This window comes from Streptomyces chisholmiae (genome assembly GCF_031845445.1).
GTDB lineage: Bacteria > Actinomycetota > Actinomycetes > Streptomycetales > Streptomycetaceae > Streptomyces > Streptomyces chisholmiae.
On record NZ_JAVREO010000018.1, the window covers coordinates 108,607 to 128,795 of the forward strand.

At 73.5% G+C, this 20,189-nt stretch carries 20 protein-coding genes; 17 read left to right on the forward strand and 3 right to left on the reverse strand.

Going from position 1 to position 20,189, the window contains the following annotated elements; genetic code table 11:
• Positions 1–47 precede the first annotated feature (47 nt).
• The 14 genes from RM844_RS25605 (at position 48) to RM844_RS25670 (ending at position 12,761) form a co-directional block, all read left to right on the forward strand.
• Positions 48–833 (forward strand): 2-keto-4-pentenoate hydratase, encoded by a 786-nt coding sequence (locus RM844_RS25605; RefSeq protein WP_311669748.1) that lies wholly within the window; start codon positions 48–50, stop codon positions 831–833.
• A gap of 354 nt (positions 834–1,187) precedes the next feature.
• Positions 1,188–2,183, forward strand: a complete 996-nt coding sequence (locus RM844_RS25610; RefSeq protein ID WP_311669749.1) for an ABC transporter substrate-binding protein — start codon at positions 1,188–1,190, stop codon at positions 2,181–2,183.
• Positions 2,184–2,313: 130 nt separating this feature from the next.
• Positions 2,314–3,219, forward strand: coding sequence for an ABC transporter permease (locus tag RM844_RS25615; RefSeq protein ID WP_311669750.1), 906 nt, complete (start codon positions 2,314–2,316; stop codon positions 3,217–3,219).
• Positions 3,216–4,001: an ABC transporter permease gene (locus RM844_RS25620; protein ID WP_311669751.1), complete on the forward strand. Its 786-nt coding sequence runs from the start codon at positions 3,216–3,218 to the stop codon at positions 3,999–4,001. The genes RM844_RS25615 and RM844_RS25620 overlap by 4 nt, the downstream gene beginning before the upstream one ends.
• On the forward strand, positions 4,001–4,840 hold the full coding sequence (locus RM844_RS25625; protein WP_311669752.1) for an ABC transporter ATP-binding protein: 840 nt from the start codon (positions 4,001–4,003) through the stop codon (positions 4,838–4,840). The genes RM844_RS25620 and RM844_RS25625 overlap by 1 nt, the downstream gene beginning before the upstream one ends.
• Positions 4,837–5,697: a creatininase family protein gene (locus RM844_RS25630; protein ID WP_311669753.1), complete on the forward strand. Its 861-nt coding sequence runs from the start codon at positions 4,837–4,839 to the stop codon at positions 5,695–5,697. Before RM844_RS25625 ends, RM844_RS25630 begins: the two co-directional genes overlap by 4 nt.
• A gap of 83 nt (positions 5,698–5,780) precedes the next feature.
• A complete protein-coding gene (locus RM844_RS25635) occupies positions 5,781–6,629 on the forward strand; it encodes a DODA-type extradiol aromatic ring-opening family dioxygenase (RefSeq protein WP_311669754.1) in 849 nt (282 codons plus the stop codon).
• A gap of 29 nt (positions 6,630–6,658) precedes the next feature.
• Complete coding sequence (locus RM844_RS25640) at positions 6,659–6,988, forward strand: extradiol ring-cleavage dioxygenase (RefSeq protein WP_311669755.1); 330 nt, start codon at positions 6,659–6,661, stop codon at positions 6,986–6,988.
• Positions 6,981–8,111: an amidohydrolase family protein gene (locus RM844_RS25645; protein ID WP_311669756.1), complete on the forward strand. Its 1,131-nt coding sequence runs from the start codon at positions 6,981–6,983 to the stop codon at positions 8,109–8,111. Before RM844_RS25640 ends, RM844_RS25645 begins: the two co-directional genes overlap by 8 nt.
• Positions 8,108–8,821: a FadR/GntR family transcriptional regulator gene (locus RM844_RS25650; RefSeq protein WP_311669757.1), complete on the forward strand. Its 714-nt coding sequence runs from the start codon at positions 8,108–8,110 to the stop codon at positions 8,819–8,821. Before RM844_RS25645 ends, RM844_RS25650 begins: the two co-directional genes overlap by 4 nt.
• Positions 8,818–9,567 (forward strand): cysteine hydrolase family protein, encoded by a 750-nt coding sequence (locus RM844_RS25655; protein WP_311669758.1) that lies wholly within the window; start codon positions 8,818–8,820, stop codon positions 9,565–9,567. The genes RM844_RS25650 and RM844_RS25655 overlap by 4 nt, the downstream gene beginning before the upstream one ends.
• Positions 9,539–9,760, forward strand: coding sequence for a 2-hydroxymuconate tautomerase (locus RM844_RS25660; RefSeq protein ID WP_311669759.1), 222 nt, complete (start codon positions 9,539–9,541; stop codon positions 9,758–9,760). Before RM844_RS25655 ends, RM844_RS25660 begins: the two co-directional genes overlap by 29 nt.
• Complete coding sequence (locus RM844_RS25665) at positions 9,735–11,183, forward strand: aldehyde dehydrogenase (protein ID WP_311669760.1); 1,449 nt, start codon at positions 9,735–9,737, stop codon at positions 11,181–11,183. Before RM844_RS25660 ends, RM844_RS25665 begins: the two co-directional genes overlap by 26 nt.
• 270 nt (positions 11,184–11,453) lie before the next feature.
• A complete protein-coding gene (locus RM844_RS25670; protein ID WP_311669761.1) occupies positions 11,454–12,761 on the forward strand; it encodes a M14 family metallopeptidase in 1,308 nt (435 codons plus the stop codon).
• Positions 12,762–12,927: 166 nt separating this feature from the next.
• On the opposite strand, the gene RM844_RS25675 is transcribed toward RM844_RS25670, so the two are convergent.
• The 3 genes from RM844_RS25675 to RM844_RS25685 are packed head-to-tail and all read right to left on the reverse strand — an operon-like array spanning position 12,928 to position 16,478.
• Entirely contained in the window at positions 12,928–15,468 is a 2,541-nt protein-coding gene (locus tag RM844_RS25675) for an FtsX-like permease family protein (protein ID WP_311669762.1), read from the reverse strand.
• Between the two features lie 3 nt (positions 15,469–15,471).
• Positions 15,472–16,221 carry an ABC transporter ATP-binding protein gene (locus RM844_RS25680; protein ID WP_311669779.1) on the reverse strand — a complete coding sequence of 250 codons (750 nt, stop codon included), beginning with the start codon at positions 16,219–16,221 and terminating at the stop codon, positions 15,472–15,474.
• Positions 16,222–16,232: 11 nt separating this feature from the next.
• On the reverse strand, positions 16,233–16,478 hold the full coding sequence (locus tag RM844_RS25685; RefSeq protein WP_311669763.1) for a hypothetical protein: 246 nt from the start codon (positions 16,476–16,478) through the stop codon (positions 16,233–16,235).
• A 230-nt stretch (positions 16,479–16,708) separates the two neighbouring features.
• Between RM844_RS25685 and RM844_RS25690 the strand changes: the two genes are divergently transcribed.
• From RM844_RS25690 to RM844_RS25700, 3 genes are all read left to right on the forward strand, one after another.
• A complete protein-coding gene (locus RM844_RS25690) occupies positions 16,709–18,040 on the forward strand; it encodes a sensor histidine kinase (RefSeq protein ID WP_311669764.1) in 1,332 nt (443 codons plus the stop codon).
• Positions 18,028–18,687, forward strand: coding sequence for a response regulator transcription factor (locus tag RM844_RS25695; protein ID WP_311669765.1), 660 nt, complete (start codon positions 18,028–18,030; stop codon positions 18,685–18,687). The genes RM844_RS25690 and RM844_RS25695 overlap by 13 nt, the downstream gene beginning before the upstream one ends.
• A gap of 344 nt (positions 18,688–19,031) precedes the next feature.
• A complete protein-coding gene (locus RM844_RS25700; RefSeq protein WP_311669766.1) occupies positions 19,032–19,865 on the forward strand; it encodes an SAM-dependent methyltransferase in 834 nt (277 codons plus the stop codon).
• Positions 19,866–20,189: the final 324 nt, after the last annotated feature.

The window sequence follows — 20,189 nt, forward strand, 5'->3', positions numbered from 1 at the left end:
GCATCCCCGGCCAGAAGGCACGGAACAAGCCGGAAGGACATCCCCGCATGAGTGAGTGGACCATCGAGAGCACCGTCGACGAACTGCTCCGCCGTGAGCGGGAGCGGCGGGACGGCGGCCGGATCACCGACCGCTGGCCGGGGCTCGACCTGGAGACGGCCTACCGGGCCCAGGACGCGCTGCTGGAGCGGAAGAAGCGGGCCGGCGAGCGGCTGGTCGGCGTCAAGCTCGGCCTGACCTCCGCCGCCAAGCAGCGCCGGATGGGCATCGACTCCCCGCTCACCGGCTGGCTGACCGACGCGATGGTGCTGCCGGTGGGCGAGCCGGTCCGGGTGGGCCAGCTGATCCACCCCCGGGTGGAGCCGGAGATCGTCTTCACCATGGGCGAGCGGCTCGCCGGCCCCGGGGTGACGGCGGAGCGGGCGCTGGCCGCGGTGGCCACCGTACGCGCCGGCTTCGAGGTCATCGACAGCCGCTACCGGGACTTCAACTTCGCCCTGCCGGACGTGGTGGCGGACAACGCCTCGTCCTGCCGCTTCACCGTCGCGGACCTGGCCCTCGCCCCCGACGAGCTGGACCTGGTCGGCGAGGTCTGCCGGCTGTCCGTGGACGGGGAGTTGGTGGACACCGCGACCGGCGCGGCCGTCCAGGGCCACCCCGCCCAGGCGCTCGCGCTGGCCGCCAACGACCTGGCCCGGCGCGGGCTGGCCATCGAGGCGGGGTGGACCGTGCTGACCGGCGGGCTCACCGACGCCGTCTTCGTCGAACCCGGCCGGACGATCTCCGCCGAGTTCACCACCCTGGGCCGGCTGGCCCTCACCGGGGAACGCTGAGCGCACCCCGCCGGCGCCCGCCCTCCGTTCCGCTCCCTTCCCGCCACCGCCACCGCCCCGTTCCCGATCCCCGTCCCCGTCCCCGTTCTCGTTTCGCGTCCCCGTCCCCGTTCTCGTTCTCGTTTCGCGTTCTCGCCAACTCCCGTATTCGCGCCGCCCGTTCCCGGGCCGCCGGACCGGCCCGTGCCCGGCGCCGCAGGTGCCGTCGGGCCCACCGCCCGCGCCGTGGCGCGGCGACCAGGCCCCCGCCGCCGGACGTCCCCGCACACCCGGCCGCGGGCCCCACCCCCGCACCCCACCGTCGCCCCAGGGCGGTCATCAGCAGCTTCCTCACCGGAACATGGAGTGTCTGGCATGCCGTTTTCCTGTCGCACACACAGATTCAGCGCCCTGGCGGCCACCGCCGCCCTCGCCCTCACCACACTCACCGCCTGCGGCTCCGACGGCGGCGGCGGCGGTGGTGCCGGCGGCGACGCCGGCTCCGGGCCGGCGGAGATCACCCTCGGGGTGATCCCGATCATCGACATCGCCCCCGTCAAACTCGGCATCGAGCAGGGCATCTTCGCCGACCACGACCTGGAGCTGACCCTCCAGGAGTCACAGGGCGGCGCGGCGATCGTGCCGGGCGTGATCAGCGGCGACTTCCAGTTCGGCTACTCCAACCTGGTCAGCCTGCTGATCGCCAAGGGCGAGGACGTGCCGGTCGAACTGATCTCGGTCGGCGCCCGCGCCTCGGACGACCCGCTGGACGACGGCTCGGGCCAGCTGATGACGGTCGACCCGGCCCTCACCGAGGTCGAGGACCTCCGCGGCGCGACCATCGCCGTCAACACGCTGCTGGGCATCAACGAGGTGGCGGTGCGCGCCACCCTGGAGGAGCACGGCCTGGTCCGGGACGACGTCACGCTGGTCGAGGTGCCGATCCCCAACATGCCGGCCGCGCTGGCCTCGGGCGACGTGGACGCGGCGATGATGAGCGAGCCGTTCATCACCGTCACCGAGGAGCAGGGCGGGCACGCGCTGCCGGTCAGCTACGCGGCGATGGGGGCCAACCTGCCGTTCGCCGGCTGGTTCGCCGCGGAGCCCTACGCCGCGCAGAACCCCGAGGTGGTCGAGCGGTTCCAGGCGGCCCTTGAGGAGTCCCTGCGGTACGCGGAGGCACACCCGGACGAGGCGCGCGCCACCCTGAACAGCTATCTGGACCTGGCCGACGGCATCAGCGAGGCCGTCACCCTGCCCGGCTGGGACCCGACCACCGACCGGGCGGAGATCGAACACCTCGCCCAGCTCTCCGTCGACGCCGGTCTGATCGCCGACCTGGCCCCGCTGGACGCGCTCTTCACCGACTGAGGTCAGCCCCGCCCAGCAGCACCCGCCCCGCACCGCCCCGCAGGCACGGCACCCGCACCGGCCAGCCCCGCGCGACGCCGGCTGACCCCGGACCACGCGCCCGACCCGAGCCCGATCCGCCGGAGATGATGTGAAGATCCAACAACGCAGCGGCACCGGGCGGCCGGCCGTGCCGCCGCCCCCGACGGCCCGGCCGCCCGACCCGCCCACGGCCGACGCGGCACCGGAGACGGCGGGCCCCACCGGCCCGCGGGCCTGGACCAGCGCGCTGCCCGACGCGGCCTTCGGCGTGCTCGGCGTCCTGCTCTTCGCCGCGACCCTGGAGCTGCTGCCGCGGCTCGGCGTGGTCTCCGCCGACTACCTGCCGCCGTTCAGCGAGATGCTCGGCGCGCTCGGCGAACAGGCCGGCGAGAGCGCCTTCTGGACCGCGCTGCTGGACACCCTCCAGGGCTGGGCCTACGGGCTGGGCATCGCCGTCACCCTCGGGGTGGCCCTGGGCCTGGTGATCGGCAGCGTCGAGGTGCTGCGCAAGGCGACCGCCTCCACCATCGAGTTCCTGCGGCCCATTCCCTCGGTGGCGCTGATCCCGCTGGCCGTGCTGGTCTACGGCACCGGCCTGGAGTCGACGCTGCTGCTGGTGGTCTACGCCGCCGTCTGGCCGGTGCTGCTCCAGGTGCTGGCCGGGGTGCGGGACGTGGACCCGGTGGCCCGGGACACCGCAGCCAGCTACCGGTTCACGCCGTGGGCCCGGCTGCGGTACGTACTGTGGCCGACCACCCTGCCCTACCTGCTGACCGGCCTGCGGCTGTCCGCCTCGGTGGCGCTGATCCTCGCCGTCAGCTCCGAACTGATCATCGGCAGCCCGGGGTTGGGCAGCGAGATCGCCCGCGCCCAGTCCAGCAACGCGGTCGCCAAGATGTACGCCCTGGTCCTGGTCACGGGCGCGCTCGGGGTCTGCGTCAACGTGGCGGCGCGCGCCCTGGAGCGGCGCGCGCTGGCCTGGCACACCTCGGTGCGGACGGAGGCGGTGACATGAGGGTCCTGCGTGACGGTGCCAGGGCGCTGCTCTACCTGTTCGGGCTGCCGGCGGCGCTGATCGGCCTGTGGTGGGTGCTCGCCGCCCGCAGCGACACCTTCTACTACCCGACGCTGGACCGCATCCTGTCGGCGTTCGGCGAGACCTGGTTCTCCCAGCGGCTGCTGGACGACGTGGTGCCCAGCCTCGGGCGGCTGGCCGCCGGCTACCTGGGCGCGGTGCTGCTGGGCGTGGGGCTGGGGGTGCTGCTGGGCTCCCGCCGCCGGCTGCGGGCCCTGGCGGAGCCGGTGCTGGAGTTCTTCCGGGCCATCCCGCCGCCGGTGCTGATCCCGGTGCTGATGCTGTTCAGCGGCATCGGCGACACGATGAAGATCGTGGTGATCATCACCGGCGCCGTCTGGCCGGTGCTGCTCAACACCGTGGAGGGCGTCCGCGCGGTGGACACCGTGCTGGCCGACACCGCGCGCTGCTACCGGATCACCGGGGTGACCCGGCTGCGGCGGCTGGTGCTGCCGGCGGCCAGCCCGCAGATCGTGGCGGGCATGCGGCAGGCCCTGTCGATCTCGATCATCCTCATGGTCATCGGCGAGATGTTCGCCAGCTCCAGCGGGCTCGGCTTCGCCATCGTCCAGTTCCAACGGAGCTTCGCCATCCCGGAGATGTGGAGCGGCATCCTCCTGCTGGGCCTGCTGGGCTTCGGCCTGTCCCTGCTCTTCGGCCTGTTCGAGTCCCGCGTCCTGGGCTGGTACCGGGGCCTCCGTCAATCCCAACGAGGAGAGTAATGAGCAGCAACCCAGCCACCGCGACCGCCGACCCCGGCCTGCTCGACGTCCGCGGGGTGCGGAAGGTCTACCAGGGTTCGGGCCGGACCGTCGAGGCGGTGCGTGACCTGACGTTCCGCGTCGGCACCGGCGACCTGGCCTGCATCGTCGGCCCCTCGGGGGCCGGCAAGACGACGCTGCTGAAGTGCGTCGCTGGCCTGCTGGCGCCCACCGCGGGCGAGGTGCGGCTCGGCGGCACGCCGGTCCAGGGCCCGCCGGCGGACATGGCGGTGGTCTTCCAGGAGTACGGGCGCAGCCTCTTCCCCTGGATGACGGTCGCGCAGAACGTCGAACTGCCGCTGAAACAGAAGAAGATCGCCCGCGGCCGGCGGTCCGAACTCGTCACGCGGGCCCTCGCGTCGGTCGGCCTGGCGGACGTGCCGGGCGCCTACCCCTGGCAGCTGTCCGGCGGGATGCAGCAGCGGGTGGCCATCGCCCGGGCCATCGCCTACGAGCCGTCGGTGCTGCTGATGGACGAGCCGTTCGCCGCGGTGGACGCCCAGACCCGGGCCGAACTGGAGGACCTGACCCGCCGGTTGTGGCGGGAGCTGGGCATGACGGTGCTCTTCGTCACCCACGACATCGACGAGGCCGTCTACCTCGGGCAGCGCGTGCTGGTGCTGTCCGCCTCGCCGACGGTGGTCATGGAGGACGTCGCGGTCGACCTGCCGGCGGACCGGGAGCAGTTGGCGACCCGGGCGCTGCCGCGCTTCGCCGAGCTGCGGGCCCACGTCTACGGGCAGGTGCAGCGCGCCAAGGTGTTCCACGCCGAGGCGTCCGTCGCGAAGGCCGGCGCGTGACGGCCCCGGCATCCGGTGCCGCCCCGCTGGACCCGGCCGTGCCGGACGTCTTCGCCGGCACGCTGGCCGAGTTGACCTGGTACGAGGTGGAGCGGGCGGCCCGGGACGGCGCCGTCCTGCTGTGGGCGTTCGGCGTGATCGAGCAGCACGGCCCGCACCTGCCGACCGGCACCGACGTCTACCTGCCCAGCGCGCGGCTGCGCGACGTGCGCGGGCTGCTGGCCGATCGGGGCGTGCCGGCGCTGATCGTGCCCGCCTACTACTGGGGGGTCAACGTGGTCTCGGGCAGCTTCCCCGCCTCCTGGGGCGTGCGGCCCGAGCTGATGGAGCAGGTGATGGCCGACCTGCTGACCGGGATGGCCAAGGACGGCTTCCGGCACGTCTTCTGCTTCTCGGGGCACGGCGACGCGCTGCACAACCGGACGGTGCACGCCGGGGTGCGGGCCGGGCGGGCCCGCTCGGAGGCCGACGTCAGCTTCGTGCTGGAGCCCGAACTGGTCGAGCGGCTGGGCCTCGACCCGGACGACCCGGCCCTCACCGTCCACGCCTCGGCCGCCGCGCCGAGCCCGCCGGGCGAGGTCGACGTGCACGCCGGGCGGTGGGAGACGTCGATGATGATGCACTCGCACGCCGGGCTGGTCCGCGAGGACGTCCGGCCCGGGCTGGTCCCCACCGGCCACGGTCCCGAGCAACTGGCCGTGTGGCGCAGGGGGTACGACGACGCCCGCGCCACCACCCCGCTCGGCTACTTCGGCGACCCGGCCGCGGCCAGCCGCGCCGAGGGGGAGCGACACCACCGGACCACCGCCGAGTTGGCGGCCGACGCCATCGTGGCCCGGCTGGCCGCGCGCGGCTGACGGGCCGCTGGCGCCCGGCCACACCACCCACCCAATCCATTACAATCATTACACTGATTAAGTTCAGGGACAGCGGAGGAGAGATGGCAGAGATCAGTCTGGCCCTTGCCGCGAGCCACGCCCCCGGCCTCACCGGCTGGTTCGACAAGGCCCCCGAGGCCGAACGCCGCGTCGTCCGGAAGGCCTACGACGCCATCCACGAGGCGGTCGTCGCCTCCCGCACCGACGTGCTGCTGGTCATCGGCAACGACCACGTGGCCAACGCCAAGGTCAGCGACTACGCGGACTTCACCTTCGGCCTCGCCCCCCAACACAGCGGACCCGACGAGTGGTTCAAGCCCTGGCTGCGCGTCGACGACTACACCCTGCCCGGCGCCCCGGAGACCGCCCGCACCCTCTACGAGGCGCTCGGCGACAGCCCCCTCAACCTTCGCGGCGAGACCGGCAACCTCCGGTTCGACGACAACCTCTCGGTCCCCACCGCGATGGCCGACCTGACCGCCACCGGGGTCGCCGTCATCCCGGTGCTCCAGAACTGCACCGTGCCACCGGTCCCCGACGAACGGGCCTGCTACTCCTTCGGCGAAGCCCTCGGCGAGGCCATCCGCACCCGGCTGCCCGCCGGCCTGCGGGTCGGCCTGCTCGGCTCCGGCGGCCTCAGCCACGAACCGGGCGGCCCCCGCTACCTGGAGATCGACGAGAAGTTCGACCGCTGGTGGCTGGACCTCCTGGAGGCCGACGACCACCCCCGGGTCCTCGCCGAGGCCACCTTCGACCGGATGGAACAGGCCGGCTCCGGCGGCACCGCCGAACTCCTCTCCTGGATCGTCGTGATGGGCGCCATCGGCCCACGCCCCTGCACCTCCCTGGGCTACGTCGCCGTCGAGCAGTGGCGCTGCGGCGTCGGCGCCGTCCAGTGGCACCTCTCCTAGCGCACGCTCCCACCCGGAAGGACGAACCCATGGCGCTCGACCATTTCAACCCCCTCCTGCGGACCAACGACCTCGTCCAGGAGCTGAAGTGGGACCGTGAGCTGCGCACCCGCTTCGAGACCTCAGAAGCGGAGGTGCTGGCCGCGTACCCGCTCACCGACGACGAACGCACCGCGATAGCCGACCGCGACTTCCAACGGCTCTACACCCTGGGCCTCCACCCCTACCTGCTCTCCCAACTCGCCCGGCTCATCCACGGAACCGGCGAGCAGGCCGGCACCTCCGAGGCCGCCACCGCCCTGATCCGCTCCCTCCTCGGCGACGAGTACGAGAAGTACATGGCGGAGCGCGGTGAGTGAACTCGCAGCGGGTGCGGCGCCGCCCGGCCCCACACCGGTCGTCGACATCCACACCCACGCCATGCCCGTGCCGTTCCTGCGTGAACTGGCCCGGGAGGGGCTCGCCGACCTGTCCGGGATCGCGGCCAACGTGCTGACCCTGGACCCGGCCCTGTGCGGCCTCCCGCGCGGCGCCCCCATCCCTCTGGCCCCCGAACAGTACGACCTGGAACGGCGGTTGGCGCAGCTGGACACCGCCGGCGTGGACCACCACGTGGTCGCCGCGCCCCCGTTCCTGTTCGCCTCCGAGTCCGACGACGAACGGCTGGTGCTGGACGTCACCCGACGCTCCAACGACGCGCTGGCCGCGTTCGTCGCCGACTCCGGCGGCCGACTCACCGGGCTCGCCACCGTGCCGGTCGGCCTCCCGGGCGCCGCCGCCGAGTTGGCCCGCTGCCTGGACCAACTCGGCCTGGTCGGCGCCACCATGGGCACCTTCGGCGGCCGGCGCGAGCTGGACCACCCGGTCAACGAGGACCTCTGGGCGGCCCTCGCCGAACGCCGCTGCTTCACCCTGCTCCACCCCAGCCGGGTCTCCGCCCGCGACCGGCTGGCCGACTACCACCTGGTGCAACTCCTCGGCTACCCCGTGGAGACCGCGCTGGCCGCCTCCCGCCTGATCTTCGGCGGCGTCCTGGACCGGCACGACCTCACCCTGTGCCTGGCCCACGGCGGCGGCTGCGCCCCGGCCGTCGGCGCCCGCCTCGACCTCGGCTGGCACCGCAAGCCGGTGGCCCGGGTCGTCGACCGCGCACCCAGCGACTACCTGCGCCGACTGCTGTACGACACCGCCGTGTTCGACAGCAAGACCCTCGGCCGGCTGGTCGAGGACGTGACGGCCCGTCACGTCCTGCTGGGCACCGACACCCCCTTCGACCTGGTCGACCACCACCCCCTGGAGACCGTGCGCCGGATCGGCCTGACCGCCGCCGAGGAAACGGCGATCCTGGGCGGCAACGCCGCCGAACTCCTGCCCGGCCTCGGCCTGTCCCCCACCCCGGCCGCCGCGGATGTGCCGGACCGTCAGACGCTCGCTAGTCTCACGGCCGTCCCATCCCCTCCAGCCGAAGGACGCCACACATGAGCACCGAGGAAGCAACGGACGAGCTGCGCCGGTCCTCCCGGGCGGAGGCGGTGGCCAAGCGAATCGAGACCCGCATCGCCGAGCAGTCCCTGGCCAGCGGCCACCGGCTGGGCACCAAGGAGAACCTGCGCCGCGAGTTCGACGTGGCCGCCGCCACCTTCAACGAGTCCGTGCGGCTGCTGGTCTCCCGCGGCATCATCTCGGTACGCCCCGGCGTCAAGGGCGGCCTCTTCGTCGCCTCCCCGCCCGCCCTGGTGCGGCTGGGCCGCAAGATGCTCGAACTCAGCGGCGACTCCGTCTCCGTCTCCGACTGCCTGGTGGTCCGCGACAACCTGGAGCCGCTGATCGCCCAGGAGGCGATGCGCCACCGCACCGACGCCGACCTGGCCGACCTGCGCCGACTGGCGGACGCGATGGCCGTCGAGGGGCTGACCACCGCCGACTACCTGACCGCCAACTGGGCCCTGCACCGACGGATCGCGGAGATCACCCCCAACCAGATCCTGCGGCACACCTATGTCTCACTGCTGGAGTTCGTGGAGAGCCGCCTGCGCGGGGTCACCGCCGACGAGCCGGCCCGGGGTAACCCCGCGGGACCCGCCGTGCACCGGGAACTGGTGGAAGCCATCGCGGCCGGCGACGCCACCCGCCTGACGGCGGCCCAGAACGCCCACGCCGCACTCACCGTCGCCCGCCGGGAGGCCACATGACGCCACGACAGCCGACGACCAACCCGGACCGGAACAGCGCGCTGCTCCTGATCGACCTCCAGAACGACTACTGCCACCCGGACGGCGTCTTCGCCACCGCCGGCCTGCGGCTCACCGACCTGACCACCCTCGTGGCCCGCGTCAACACCCTGACGGCGGCGGCCCGTTCCCAGCACCGACCGGTGATCTGGGTGCGGATGGAGTGGCCCGACGACACCGCCGTCGGCCTGCTCGCCGAACGCAGCCCCTTCCTGCGCGAGCGCGGACTGCGCGCCGGCACCTGGGGCGCCGAGCTGGTGGCCGGCCTGGACGTGTCGCCGGCCGACCACACCGTGGTCAAGTCCAGGTTCAGCGCCTTCCACCACACCACGCTGGACCAGCTGCTCGCCGAACTGGACGTGACGACTCTGGTGTTGGCCGGGGTAAGGACCGACTTCTGCGTCGAGTCCACCGTCCGGGACGCCTTCTTCCGCGACCTGCGGGCGGTGGTGGCCGAGGACGCCGTGGCCGGCTACTTCGCCGACCTGCACCAGCACAGCCTGCGGCTGATGGGCACCGTCTTCGCCGAGGTCGTCCCCACCGCCGAGGCGGCCCGCCGGCTCGCCGACGACGGCGCCTCGCCGCCTGACGGCTCCGCACCGACCGGCGGCACTTCCATCGGCGCCTCGCCGCCCGACGGCACCGCACCGACCGGCGACCGGGAGGAGGCGGTCCACCATGCCACTGGTCGAAGTGACGCTCGTTGAGGGCCGCCCCCCGGAGCAGCTACGCGACCTGATCACCCGGCTCACCGACGCCGTCGAGGACGCCGTCGACGCGCCACGGCAGAACATCCGCGTCATCCTCCGCGAAGTGCCGGCCACCCACTGGGCCGCCGGAGACGTGACCATCGAGGAAAAGAGAAACAAGAACCATGGATCTCATCCCACACCTCATTGACGGCCGGGAGACCGAGTCACGCTCCGCCGCCCGCTTCCCCACCGTCGACCCCTGGACCCGGGAGCCCTGGGCCGAGGTCGCGCTCGGCGGGGCCGAGGAGGCCGACGCGGCGGTGACCGCGGCCCGCCGCGCCTTCGACGAGGGCCCCTGGCCCCGCATGGGCTTCGCCGAACGCGGCGCGATCCTGCACCGGCTCGCCGACCTGATCGACGAACACCGCGACGAGCTGGCCCTCGCCGACACCACCGACATGGGCAAGCCGATCGCCGACAGCACCGCCAAGGACGTGCCCCGCTCGGCGCTGAACTTCCGCTTCTTCGCCGACCACGCCCGGCTCTCCGCCGGCGACGCGCTGCCGATGGACAGCGGGCACCACGCCTACAGCAGGTTCGAGGCAGCCGGCGTGGTCGCCGCCATCGCGCCCTGGAACTTCCCACTGATGCTGGAGACCTGGAAGATCGCCCCCGCCCTGGCCTGGGGGAACACCGTGGTGCTCAAGCCGGCGGAGGACACCCCGGCATCCGCCGCGATCCTCGCCCGGCTGGCGCTGGCCGCCGGCATGCCACCCGGCGTGCTCAACGTGGTCAACGGCTTCGGCCCCGACTCGGCCGGCGCGGCCCTCACGGCCGACCCGCGGGTGGACCGCATCACCTTCACCGGCGAGTCCGGCACCGGCCGCACCATCGCCCGCGCCGCCGCCGCCCACCTCACGCCGGTCAGCCTGGAGTTGGGCGGCAAGGGCGCCAACCTGGTCTTCGCCGACGCCGACCTGGCCTCGGCCGTCGACTGGTCGATCAAGGCCATCTACAGCAACGCCGGCCAGGTCTGCCTGGCGGGCAGCCGGCTCTACGTGCAGCGGGAGGTCTACGCCGAGTTCCTGGCCCGCTTCACCGCCGCCGCCGAGGCCCTGGTCATCGGCGACCCCAAGGACCGCGCCACCCAACTCGGCCCGCTCGCCTCCGAGGAGCACTACCGCAAGGTCCGCTCCTACCTGGAGGGGGTGCAGGCGGACGGCGGCACCATCGCCACCGGCGGCCTGGGCGACGGCTGGACCGTGCGCCCCACCGTGATCACCGACGCGCCACCCACCGCCCGGGTCTGCCAGGAGGAGATCTTCGGGCCGGTCGTGGTCATCACCCCCTTCGACACCGAGGCGGAGGCCGTCGCCGCCGCCAACGGCACCCCGTACGGGCTCAACGCGATGGTGTTCACCGAGAACCTCTCCCGGGCACACCGGGTCGCGGCGGCCCTCAAGGCGGGCACGGTCTGGGCCAACTGCTTCTTCGTCCGCGACCTGCGCGCGCCGTTCGGCGGCGTCGGCGACTCGGGCGTGGGACGCGAGGGCGGCAACTTCAGCCGGGAGTTCTTCACCGAGCCGAAGGCCGTGGTGATGGCCATCACCCCGGCCGACACGGCTGCCTGAACCGGCGGGCCGCACCGACGAGTCGGGGTTGGGGGGCAGGGGGCGGCCGGAACGCCGGCCCGGGACGGGGCGTGCGGCGGTGACCGAGCGGTCGAGCCGTCGCGGGCCCGCCACACCCCGGGGCCGCCCGTGGCACGGGGGACCACGGGCGGCCCCGGGGGTGTCGCATGGCGGACGGTCGGGCCGTCGCGCGGCGCGGCACCCCAGGCCCGCTTGACCCGATCATGACAGTGTCGCGATCATGGGGCCACCCCCACACAGGAGACGCGCATGCGCAGATTCCCCCGCGGTGGTCGAACCGCCCTCGCCGCGACCGTACTCACCCTCTCGCTGGCCCTCGCGGCCGGCACCCAGGCGGCCACCGCCGCACCGGACGGCACCGCGCCAGCGGCGGACTCCGTCCAGCAGTACGAGGTCTCCGACGTGGTCTCCGCCGGAGACCGCACCACCCTGGCCCGCACCGGTACCGCCATCGACGAGGTCCGCGCCGAGACCGTGGTGATCACCGCCGACGCGGCACACGCCGAGCGACTCACCGACCTCGGTTACCACCTCACGGCGCTCACCGGCCCGGTCGAACGCGGCGACGTGCGGGTCGCCGCCCCCGAGGACTACCACACCTACGACGAGACCCTGGCCGCCGTCGCCGAGGCCGAGGCCGCCTACCCGGACCTGGTCAGCAGCCAGGTCATCGGCCAGTCGCACGAGGGACGCGACATCGTCGCCGTCAAGATCAGCGCCAACGTGACCGTGGACGAGGACGAGCCGGAAGTGCTGTTCACCCACAACCAGCACGCCCGCGAGCACCTGACCGTCGAGATGGCGCTCTACACCCTCACCGAGCTGACCTCCCAGTACGGGACCGACACCGAGATCACCACGCTCCTCGACAGCCGCGAGGTGTGGATCGTCCCCTCGGTCAACCCGGACGGCAAGGTCTACGACCAGGAGTCAGGCTCGTTCCGCAGCTGGCGTAAGAACCGGCAGCCCAACGAGGGCTCGTCCGCCGTCGGCACCGACCTCAACCGCAACTGGGCCTATGAGTGGGGCTGCTGCGGCGGCTCGTCCGGCTCCCCCGGCAGCGACACCTACCGCGGCTCGGGGCCTGAATCGGGCACCGAGACGGCCGTCGTCGCCGACTTCGTCCGCGGCCGGACGGTCGACGGCGAGCAGCAGATCACCGCGCACATCGACTTCCACACCTACGGCGAACTGGTGCTGTGGCCCTACGGCTACACCTACGACGAGACCGGCCCGGGCCTGACCGCGGACGACGCGGCGGCCTTCCAGGCACTGGGCGGCGAACTGGCCGACACCAACGGCTACACGCCCCAGCAGTCCAGCGACCTCTATGTCACGGACGGCTCGATCAACGACTGGGCCTGGGCGGACCAGGGGATCTTCTCGTACACCTTCGAGATGTACCCGAGCTCCGGCGCCGGCGGTGGGTTCTACCCGCCGGGCGACGTGATCGAGCGGGAGACCAGCCGCAACCGGGAGGCCGTGGTGACGCTGCTCTCCTACGCGGACTGCGTCTACCGGGCCGCCGGCCTTGAGTCGGAGTACTGCGCCAGCTGACCCCGGCGGCGCCAGGCGGCATGACCGGCCGTCGACCAGCACGGACACCCCGGCCGGTCATGCCGCCTCCCGCCTCGCCCGGACCTGCCCAAGCCGCGGCGGAGCGCTTCGCTGGCGCGCAACGCCGCATCGGGGTCCCGGAGGTGTGCCCTTCGTCCGGTGTCGGCTACCCGGCGTGGGCCAGCACCTCCGCGGGGGCCGTGCGCAGCGCCTTTCGGGTGGGTATCTCCATGGTGAGGTAGGCGACGCCTGTCACGACCAGGGCGGTGGCGGGCAGCAACCACCCGGGGCCGGCGGGCCAGGGCCGGCCCAGGAAGCCCTGCCCCAGAAGCGCGAGCGGTATGACAGAGAGGGCCAACCCCGCTGTCAGCGCGGCGGCCGCGACCGCCCCGGCCTCCCGCCGCACCATCGCCCGTATCTGGCCCGGCGTCGTGCCGTTGATGCGCAGGGTGGCCAACTCGCCGCGCCGCTGGGCGGTGATGGCGACGATCTTGTTGGCGATGCTCAGGAGGAGGTAGGCAAGGAGCACGACGATCACCGCCAGGTTGATCCACACCTCGGGCGGGGCGTCGCTCAACCCACCGGACTCGATCTGCGCCGGCTCAATTCGCAGTCCCGGACGTGCCTCGACGAAGGCGACCAGGCTCCGCTCGGCTTCCGCCGTGTCCTCGACGCGGACGAGGGCACCTTGGTCAAGCCCTGTGCTGGTGTGGCCGGCTGCCAGGTCGTGGGAGACCACCAGCGGGCCGAAGCCAAGACCACGGTCGTAGACGGCGACCACCTCCGCCTCGACCTCGGTCCCGTCCCCCAGGACCAGCTGCAGCCGGCTCCCCACCCCCGCGCCCCGCGACCGGGCGGTCTCCCGATCGACGGCGACCGCGTCACCGGCCAGTTGGTCGGTGCTCCCCGCACGCACGCCCAGGTCAAGGACCTGGGACGAGTCCGGTGTGAGGATCAACGCGGAGCTGGCCTCGGCCTCCCACTCGCCGAACAGCTGGTAGCGCCAGACCACGGTGGTCGTGCTCACCGGGGCCGCCGCCCGCACGCCGGGGGTGTCGCGGAGCGCGTCGAGGCTGTCCTCGGGGAGCCCGCCCAAGCCGGGCGCGGTCACCCGATGCTGCGCCAGAGTCCCCGCGCGGGTGTCCTCCGAGGTGGCGGCCAGCACCGTGGTCTGGGCGTAGGAGTAGGTCAGCACGAAAGCGACCGCCATCGCCAGAGCGCTCACCACCCCGGCCAAGCGCAGGGCGTAGCCACGGATATGGGCGACCGCCAGCCAGCTCGGGGCCGAGACGCCGGGGCGGAGCCGCCGGGCCAGCACCTCGCTGGCCCGCCGGACCAACGCCGGCCCGGCCATGGCCAGACCGATCGCGCCGAGGATACCGGCGAGGGAGGTGGCCGCCGCGCCAAGGGCGGAGCGGGAGAGCAGCGGCGCCACGGAGAGGACCGTCGCGGCCAGGATGATCAGCAGGCCAGCGCTGGTCCTGAGCCTGGCGGGGGCCCGGGGCTCGGTGTGGGACTCGGCGACCGCCTCGGTGGCCGGCAGCCGGGACGCCCGCCACGCCGCACTCCGGGCCGCGAGCTGCACGGCGACGGCCACCAGCAGCAGCGTGCCGATCGCCGGGAGCGGGCTGATCGTCAACGGCAGCTCGCCCGGCAGGACGTCACGGACCACCAGCAACCGCCGGAACCAGCCGGCCAGCGGATATCCGAGGGCCGTGCCCGGCACCGCCGCCACCACCGCCACCACGGTGGCCTGCCCGGCGGCGAGCCGGCGGATCTGTCGCGGTGTCGCGCCCACGGCGCGCAGCAGCGCCAACTCCCGTCGCTGCCCGGCGAAGGAGACGGAGAGGGCACTCGCCAGGACGAACCCCGTGATCAGCAGCACCACCCCGGCCAGCGAGCCACTGAGCAGGACCAGAAGCGAGCGGGCCGAACCCGCGCCGGGCGCCGCCACATCGCCCCGGCCGGCGCCCGTGGTCACCGCCAGCTCCCGACCCGCCACCACGTCCCGGGCCGCGTCGGCGACCGCGCCCGCCGCGCCCGGCTCGGCGACCAGGGCGATCAGATCGACGCCCGCTCCGTCCCCGGGGCCGCCCCGGGGAGACAGCTCGGCGGCGGTGGCGTCAGCGAAGTAGATCCCCTCCTCCGCCGTTTCGACCACCGCCGACACCCGATGGACCGCGGCGGGCCGGCCGGCGGCCGTGACCTCGATCCGGTCCCCCACGCCCACCCCGGCCGCCGCGGCCAACGCACCCGAGAGCGCGATCTCCGCCGAGCCGACCGGCGCGGCCCCATCGACCCTCGGGTCGGCGAGGAGTGCGGTGGAGGACCAGCCGTGCCCCGCCGTCTCCGGAGCCTCGGCCGCGACCACCCGACCGCCGGCGCCCACCAGCGCGGCCGGGAAGCTGACATCGGCCACCGCCCTGGTCACCCCCGGCAGTGCGGCCAGCTCCCCGAGCAACTCGGCCGGGACGGCGCCGCGCTCCGGCAGCGCGAGGGGCAAGTGCCCGCCCGGGCGGAACTCCTGCTCCGTCGAGACGACGACATCCACCGCCGCCGGCCGCCCGCCGGGGAGGTGGGAACGCAACCCCGACTCGGCCAGCACACCGACGCCGGTCAGCAGCGCCGCGCCGCCCAACACCGCACCCGCGACGGCCAGCAGTGCCGTGATCCGGTGCAGCGCCATCCGTACCGCGAGACCCACCATGGCTCAGCCCTTCCCCAACGCGACGAGCCGGTCGGCCAGCTCGGCGGCGGTGGGCGCCACCACCGTCTCCACCACCCGGCCGTCCACCATGACGAGGGCCGCGTCGGCGTGGGCGGCGGCCGCCGGGTCATGGGTGACCATCACCACCGTCTGCCGCAGCTCGTCCACCAGGTCGCGCAGCAGCCCGAGCACCGCCAGGGCGCCCCGCAGGTCCAGCGCCCCGGTCGGCTCGTCGGCGAACACCACCGCGGGGCGGGCGGCCAAGGCGCGAACGATGGCGGCGCGTTGCTGTTGGCCGCCGGACAACTCGGCCGGCCGGTGGGCGAGCCGGTCGGCCAGCCCCACTCGGGTGACCAGGCCGCGCAGCCACTCCCGGTCCGGCGCCCGACCCGCCAGCCGCAACGGCAGCGTGATGTTGTCGGCGACGCTGAGCGAGGGCACCAGGTTGTACGTCTGGAAGACGAACCCCACCCGCTCGCGGCGCAGTTCGGTCCTGCGGGTCTCGCTCAGCCCGCCGATGTCCTGGCCGTCGATCGTCACGGTGCCGGTGCTGGGGGTGTCGAGGCCGGCCGCGCAGTGCATCAGCGTGCTTTTTCCTGACCCCGAGGGCCCCATCACGGCGAGGAAGGTGCCACGCTCCACCACCAGGGAGACGCCGGCCAACGCCCGTACTCCTCCCGGGTAGACCTTGCTGACATCCGTCAGGGCGATGGCCGCCGGCCGCCCAGTGCGGCCGGCGCCGCCGGTGCCCAGGAGGGGTGCGGTCACCGAGACCTCCGCAGACTCTGGACGGCCAGCGCCGTCACGCAGAGGCCGGTGACCACACCGAGGGCGATATGCAACGCCGGCGCCTCGGCGCTCAGGGAGACCACCGTGTTGCCAGCCACGCTGACCACCAGCACCGCCCACAGCAGGGCGCGCAGTATCTGCCCCCTGGAGACGGGGGAGCCGGTCGCCCTCGGCGCTTCCTCGGCGTCACCGGCCAGGCGGTAGGGATCAGTGTCGGTCACGGCGTGTTACCTCTTCGGGGTACGAGAAATCCTCACTGCGGCAGAGGAGTTCGGCGGAACTGGCGGAACGACCAGCGGATACGCACCGACTCTAGGAAGGGTCACCCCTGGGTGCCGATCCCTCCAGCCGCACAGTTTCAGGTACAGCAGGCTGTACTCTTCACCTTCCGTGTCCGAGCGACGCCAGCGTCGTCCCGGGCACCCGCGACGGCGGTGACGAGGAGGGGCGGATGGCGGCCCGAACGGGCGGGACAGTCGACGACGGCGAGGCCGACGAGTCCTGGGCCGCCGAGACCGAGGTCCACCGGACCGGCGCCCCGTTGGTCCGTTCCGCGAGGGCCGCGCTCGCCTCGGTCGAGCAGCTCGCGGGCGGCCTCGGCACCGCCCTGCTGGGCCTGGCACTGCTGCTCTGGCTGGTCGTCGCGGCCACGCTGAGCCTGGTCGGCGTGGGGCTGCCGCTGCTGCCACCCGCGCTCCGCGCCCTGCACGCCCTCACCCACCGGGAACGCGCCCGGCTCAACCGTTGGGGCCCGGAGGTGCTGAGCCCGCCACGGCCGCCGAGCCGGCTACGGCTCGCCGTCACCGACCTCACCGTCCGACGGGAGCTGCGCTGGCTGGCCATCCACGCCAGCCGCGGGCTGCTGCTGGGCCTGGCCGGGGTGCTGCTCCCGCTCGCGGCGCTCCGCGACCTCACCTTCCCGTTGTGGTGGCGGCTGGTGCCGGAGGAAGCGAACAGCACCTCCGTCGGTCTCGGGACCGCCGATTCCTGGCCGGACGCGGTCCCGGTGGCGCTGCTCGGGCTGGGCTGGCTCGCCATCCTGCTCGGGCTCGGCCCGGCGATGGCCCGCCACCAGGCCGGGCCGGGACGCCGACTGCTCAACGGCGGGGCCGATCTGGACCTCGCCCTGCGCATCGCGCAGCTCACCGCGACCCGGGCGGCGGCGTTGGACGCGCACGCCGCCGAGCTGCGCCGCATCGAGCGCGCGCTGCACGACGGCACCCAGAACCGGCTGGTCAGCGTGACCGTGCTGGTGGGCGCCGCCCGGCGCATGGTGACCAGGGACCCGGGCGGCGGACCACCGCCCGACCCCAGCACGGTGGCCGAGTTGTTGGAACGCGCGCAGACCGCGGCCGAGCAGGCGCTGGCCGAACTGCGCACGGTCGCCCGGGGGATCGTGCCGCCTGTCCTCACCGACCGCGGGCTCGCCGGCGCGCTCTCCGGCCTGGCCGCCGACTGCCCGGTGCCGTGCCGGATCGAGGTGGACGTGCCCACGCGCTGCGCCGCGTCCGTGGAGGCGACCGCGTACTTCGTGGTGGCCGAGGCGTTGACCAACATCGCCAGACACAGCGGGGCCGCCAACGCGACGGTCGCCGTACGCAGCCGCGACGACCGGCTGTTCCTGACCGTCACCGACGACGGCCGGGGCGGCGCCGACGAGGACGGTGGGTCCGGGCTCACCGGCATCCGCCGCCGGGTGGCCGCGCACGACGGCCGCCTCCGCCTGGCCAGCCCGGCCGGCGGCCCGACCATCCTGGAGGTGGAGCTTCCGTGCGGATCGTGATCGCCGAGGACGACCCGCTGCTGCGCGAGGGCCTGGCCCTGCTGCTGCGGGCCGAGTCCCTCGACGTGGTGGCAACGGCGGGCACGCCGGAGGAGTTCCTGGCGGCCCTCGACGCCCAGCACCCCGATGTCGCCATCCTGGATGTCCGGATGCCGCCGACCCACACCGACGAGGGCGTCGTCGCCGCCATCGAGGCCCGACGGCGCCGCCCGGACCTGGCCATCCTCGTGTTGTCCGCCTACGTCGAGCAGACCTTCGCGACGGAGCTGCTGGTCGGCGGCGTCGCGAAGCTCGGCTATCTGTTGAAGGAACGGGTCGGCCGGGTCGAGGAGTTCCTGGACGCGCTGCGGCGCGTGGTGGCCGGCGGCACCGCGATCGATCCCGAGGTGGTGGCCCAGTTGTTCACCCGCAGTCGACAGGACGCCCGGCTGGAGCGGCTCAGTCCACGGGAACGGGACGTGTTGGCCCTGATGGCCGAGGGCCTGGGCAACGCCGCCATCGCCGAGCGACTGAGCGTCACCCACGGCGCGGTGCACAAGCACATCCGCAGCATCTTCGCCAAGCTCGACCTGGCACCGACCGACCACGTGGACCGCCGGGTCGCCGCCGTGTTGCGGTACCTGGAAGAGGTGCGCCACCAGGTGTGACCGGGCGTGGGGCACCAGCTGTCAACGGACGTGGTGTAGTCAGCTGCACCACGGTTCTGGTAGTCAGCGGCATGGTTCGGGACGCGGCCGGCAACGAGACTGGGCGACATGAGGAAGTCATCGGTACCGCCCCCGCCCACCACCGTCCTCCGGGGCGCGGCAGAGCACGGTCGTGGGTGATATGCCGGTGCGTCCGCCGCTCGCTCTCCGTCCCGGCCCAACGAGCGTGATAGGTGGAGGGGAGGTGCCGCGGACAACGGCGGCCGGGAACGGCCGGCGGGCGCCGGAGACGCGCGGCGGTGAAGGTGCGGAGGCCGCCGAGACCCGAGGAGAGGACAGGCCCGATGCCCGAACGACAGGAACACGGCCAGATCGGCAAGAACGACCAGGAACGCGAGGCGCTGATCGCCCGCATCGACCGGACGGTGCCCCACTCCGCCCGAGTCTGGAACTACATGATCGGCGGCCAGGACTGGTACGACGTGGACAAGGCCCTGGTCGACCAGTTGCTCGAAGCCCACCCCGAGGCGGCGGGACTGGCGATCGCGTCCCGGACGTTCCTGGCCCGAGCCGTGCGGTATCTCGTCCAGGACGCCGGCGTCGACCAGTTCCTGGACATCGGGACGGGCTTGCCCACGGCAGACAACACACACCAGGTCGCCCAGCGCTACGACCCCGAGGCACGGATCGTCTATGTCGACAACGATCCGTTGGTCCTGCTCCACGCCCGCGCGCTGCTGACCTCGACCCCCGAAGGGGCGACGGACTACGCCGAGGGCGATGTCCGGGACGTGGACGCGGTGTTGGCCGCCGCCGGCCGCACTCTGGACCTGGACCGCCCCGTGGCGCTGATGCTCCTGTCCATGCTCGGCCACATCCGCCCCGATCCAGCCGCCCAGCTCGTCCAGGAGTACATGCGGCAACTGCCCAGCGGCAGCTACCTGGTGACCTGCGACAGCATCGACGACCCGGTCATGATCACTCTCAACGAGGACTACGCGGCCTCGGGCGCCGTGCCCTACTACCCGCGCAGCGTGCAGCAACTGGCGGCCACCGCAGAGGGGTTGGAGGTGGTGGAGCCGGGGGTGGGCCCGATCGCCTGCTGGCGTCCCGACACGGCTGACGATCCTCCCTCGGACCAGCTTTTCCAGTGGGGGCTGGTGGCCAGGAAGCCATAGGGAGCCGGTTCGCGCGGTTCGGCGCCGGCCGCCCAGGTGCCTTTGAGCGCACCCGGGTCCCATCCCGCTGCGACGGGGCCAACGCGGCGCTGCGCCGGCCCAGCTAGCTGCCGGCGCGCCCGGCCCCAGCTCCCGTGGTGGGGCCGGGCGGCAGGCCGGTCCGGGCCCCAGGCATCGGGTCCAGGCGCCCCGTCAGGGTCGCGCCCGGGCCCCCGGATCGGCAGGCGGCCCGGCCCGTGACCCCGGGCCCCGGGGCCGGCGCCGCGCGGCCGGACCCGTACCCGCCCGCACCCCGGCCACCAGCACGGCAAGGCCCTGGCCCTG

What these genes read in the sequence shown, in the direction of transcription:
- RM844_RS25650 (WP_311669757.1), top strand. Translation starts at nt 8,108, where the DNA reads ATGAGCACCGAGGAAGCAACGGACGAGCTGCGCCGGTCCTCCCGGGCG.
- RM844_RS25670 (WP_311669761.1), top strand. Translation starts at nt 11,454, where the DNA reads ATGCGCAGATTCCCCCGCGGTGGTCGAACCGCCCTCGCCGCGACCGTA.
- RM844_RS25675 (WP_311669762.1), bottom strand. Translation starts at nt 15,468, where the DNA reads ATGGTGGGTCTCGCGGTACGGATGGCGCTGCACCGGATCACGGCACTG.
- RM844_RS25655 (WP_311669758.1), top strand. Translation starts at nt 8,818, where the DNA reads ATGACGCCACGACAGCCGACGACCAACCCGGACCGGAACAGCGCGCTG.
- RM844_RS25620 (WP_311669751.1), top strand. Translation starts at nt 3,216, where the DNA reads ATGAGGGTCCTGCGTGACGGTGCCAGGGCGCTGCTCTACCTGTTCGGG.
- RM844_RS25625 (WP_311669752.1), top strand. Translation starts at nt 4,001, where the DNA reads ATGAGCAGCAACCCAGCCACCGCGACCGCCGACCCCGGCCTGCTCGAC.
- RM844_RS25610 (WP_311669749.1), top strand. Translation starts at nt 1,188, where the DNA reads ATGCCGTTTTCCTGTCGCACACACAGATTCAGCGCCCTGGCGGCCACC.
- RM844_RS25660 (WP_311669759.1), top strand. Translation starts at nt 9,539, where the DNA reads ATGCCACTGGTCGAAGTGACGCTCGTTGAGGGCCGCCCCCCGGAGCAG.
- RM844_RS25640 (WP_311669755.1), top strand. Translation starts at nt 6,659, where the DNA reads ATGGCGCTCGACCATTTCAACCCCCTCCTGCGGACCAACGACCTCGTC.
- RM844_RS25635 (WP_311669754.1), top strand. Translation starts at nt 5,781, where the DNA reads ATGGCAGAGATCAGTCTGGCCCTTGCCGCGAGCCACGCCCCCGGCCTC.
- RM844_RS25665 (WP_311669760.1), top strand. Translation starts at nt 9,735, where the DNA reads ATGGATCTCATCCCACACCTCATTGACGGCCGGGAGACCGAGTCACGC.
- RM844_RS25690 (WP_311669764.1), top strand. Translation starts at nt 16,709, where the DNA reads ATGGCGGCCCGAACGGGCGGGACAGTCGACGACGGCGAGGCCGACGAG.
- RM844_RS25605 (WP_311669748.1), top strand. Translation starts at nt 48, where the DNA reads ATGAGTGAGTGGACCATCGAGAGCACCGTCGACGAACTGCTCCGCCGT.
- RM844_RS25700 (WP_311669766.1), top strand. Translation starts at nt 19,032, where the DNA reads ATGCCCGAACGACAGGAACACGGCCAGATCGGCAAGAACGACCAGGAA.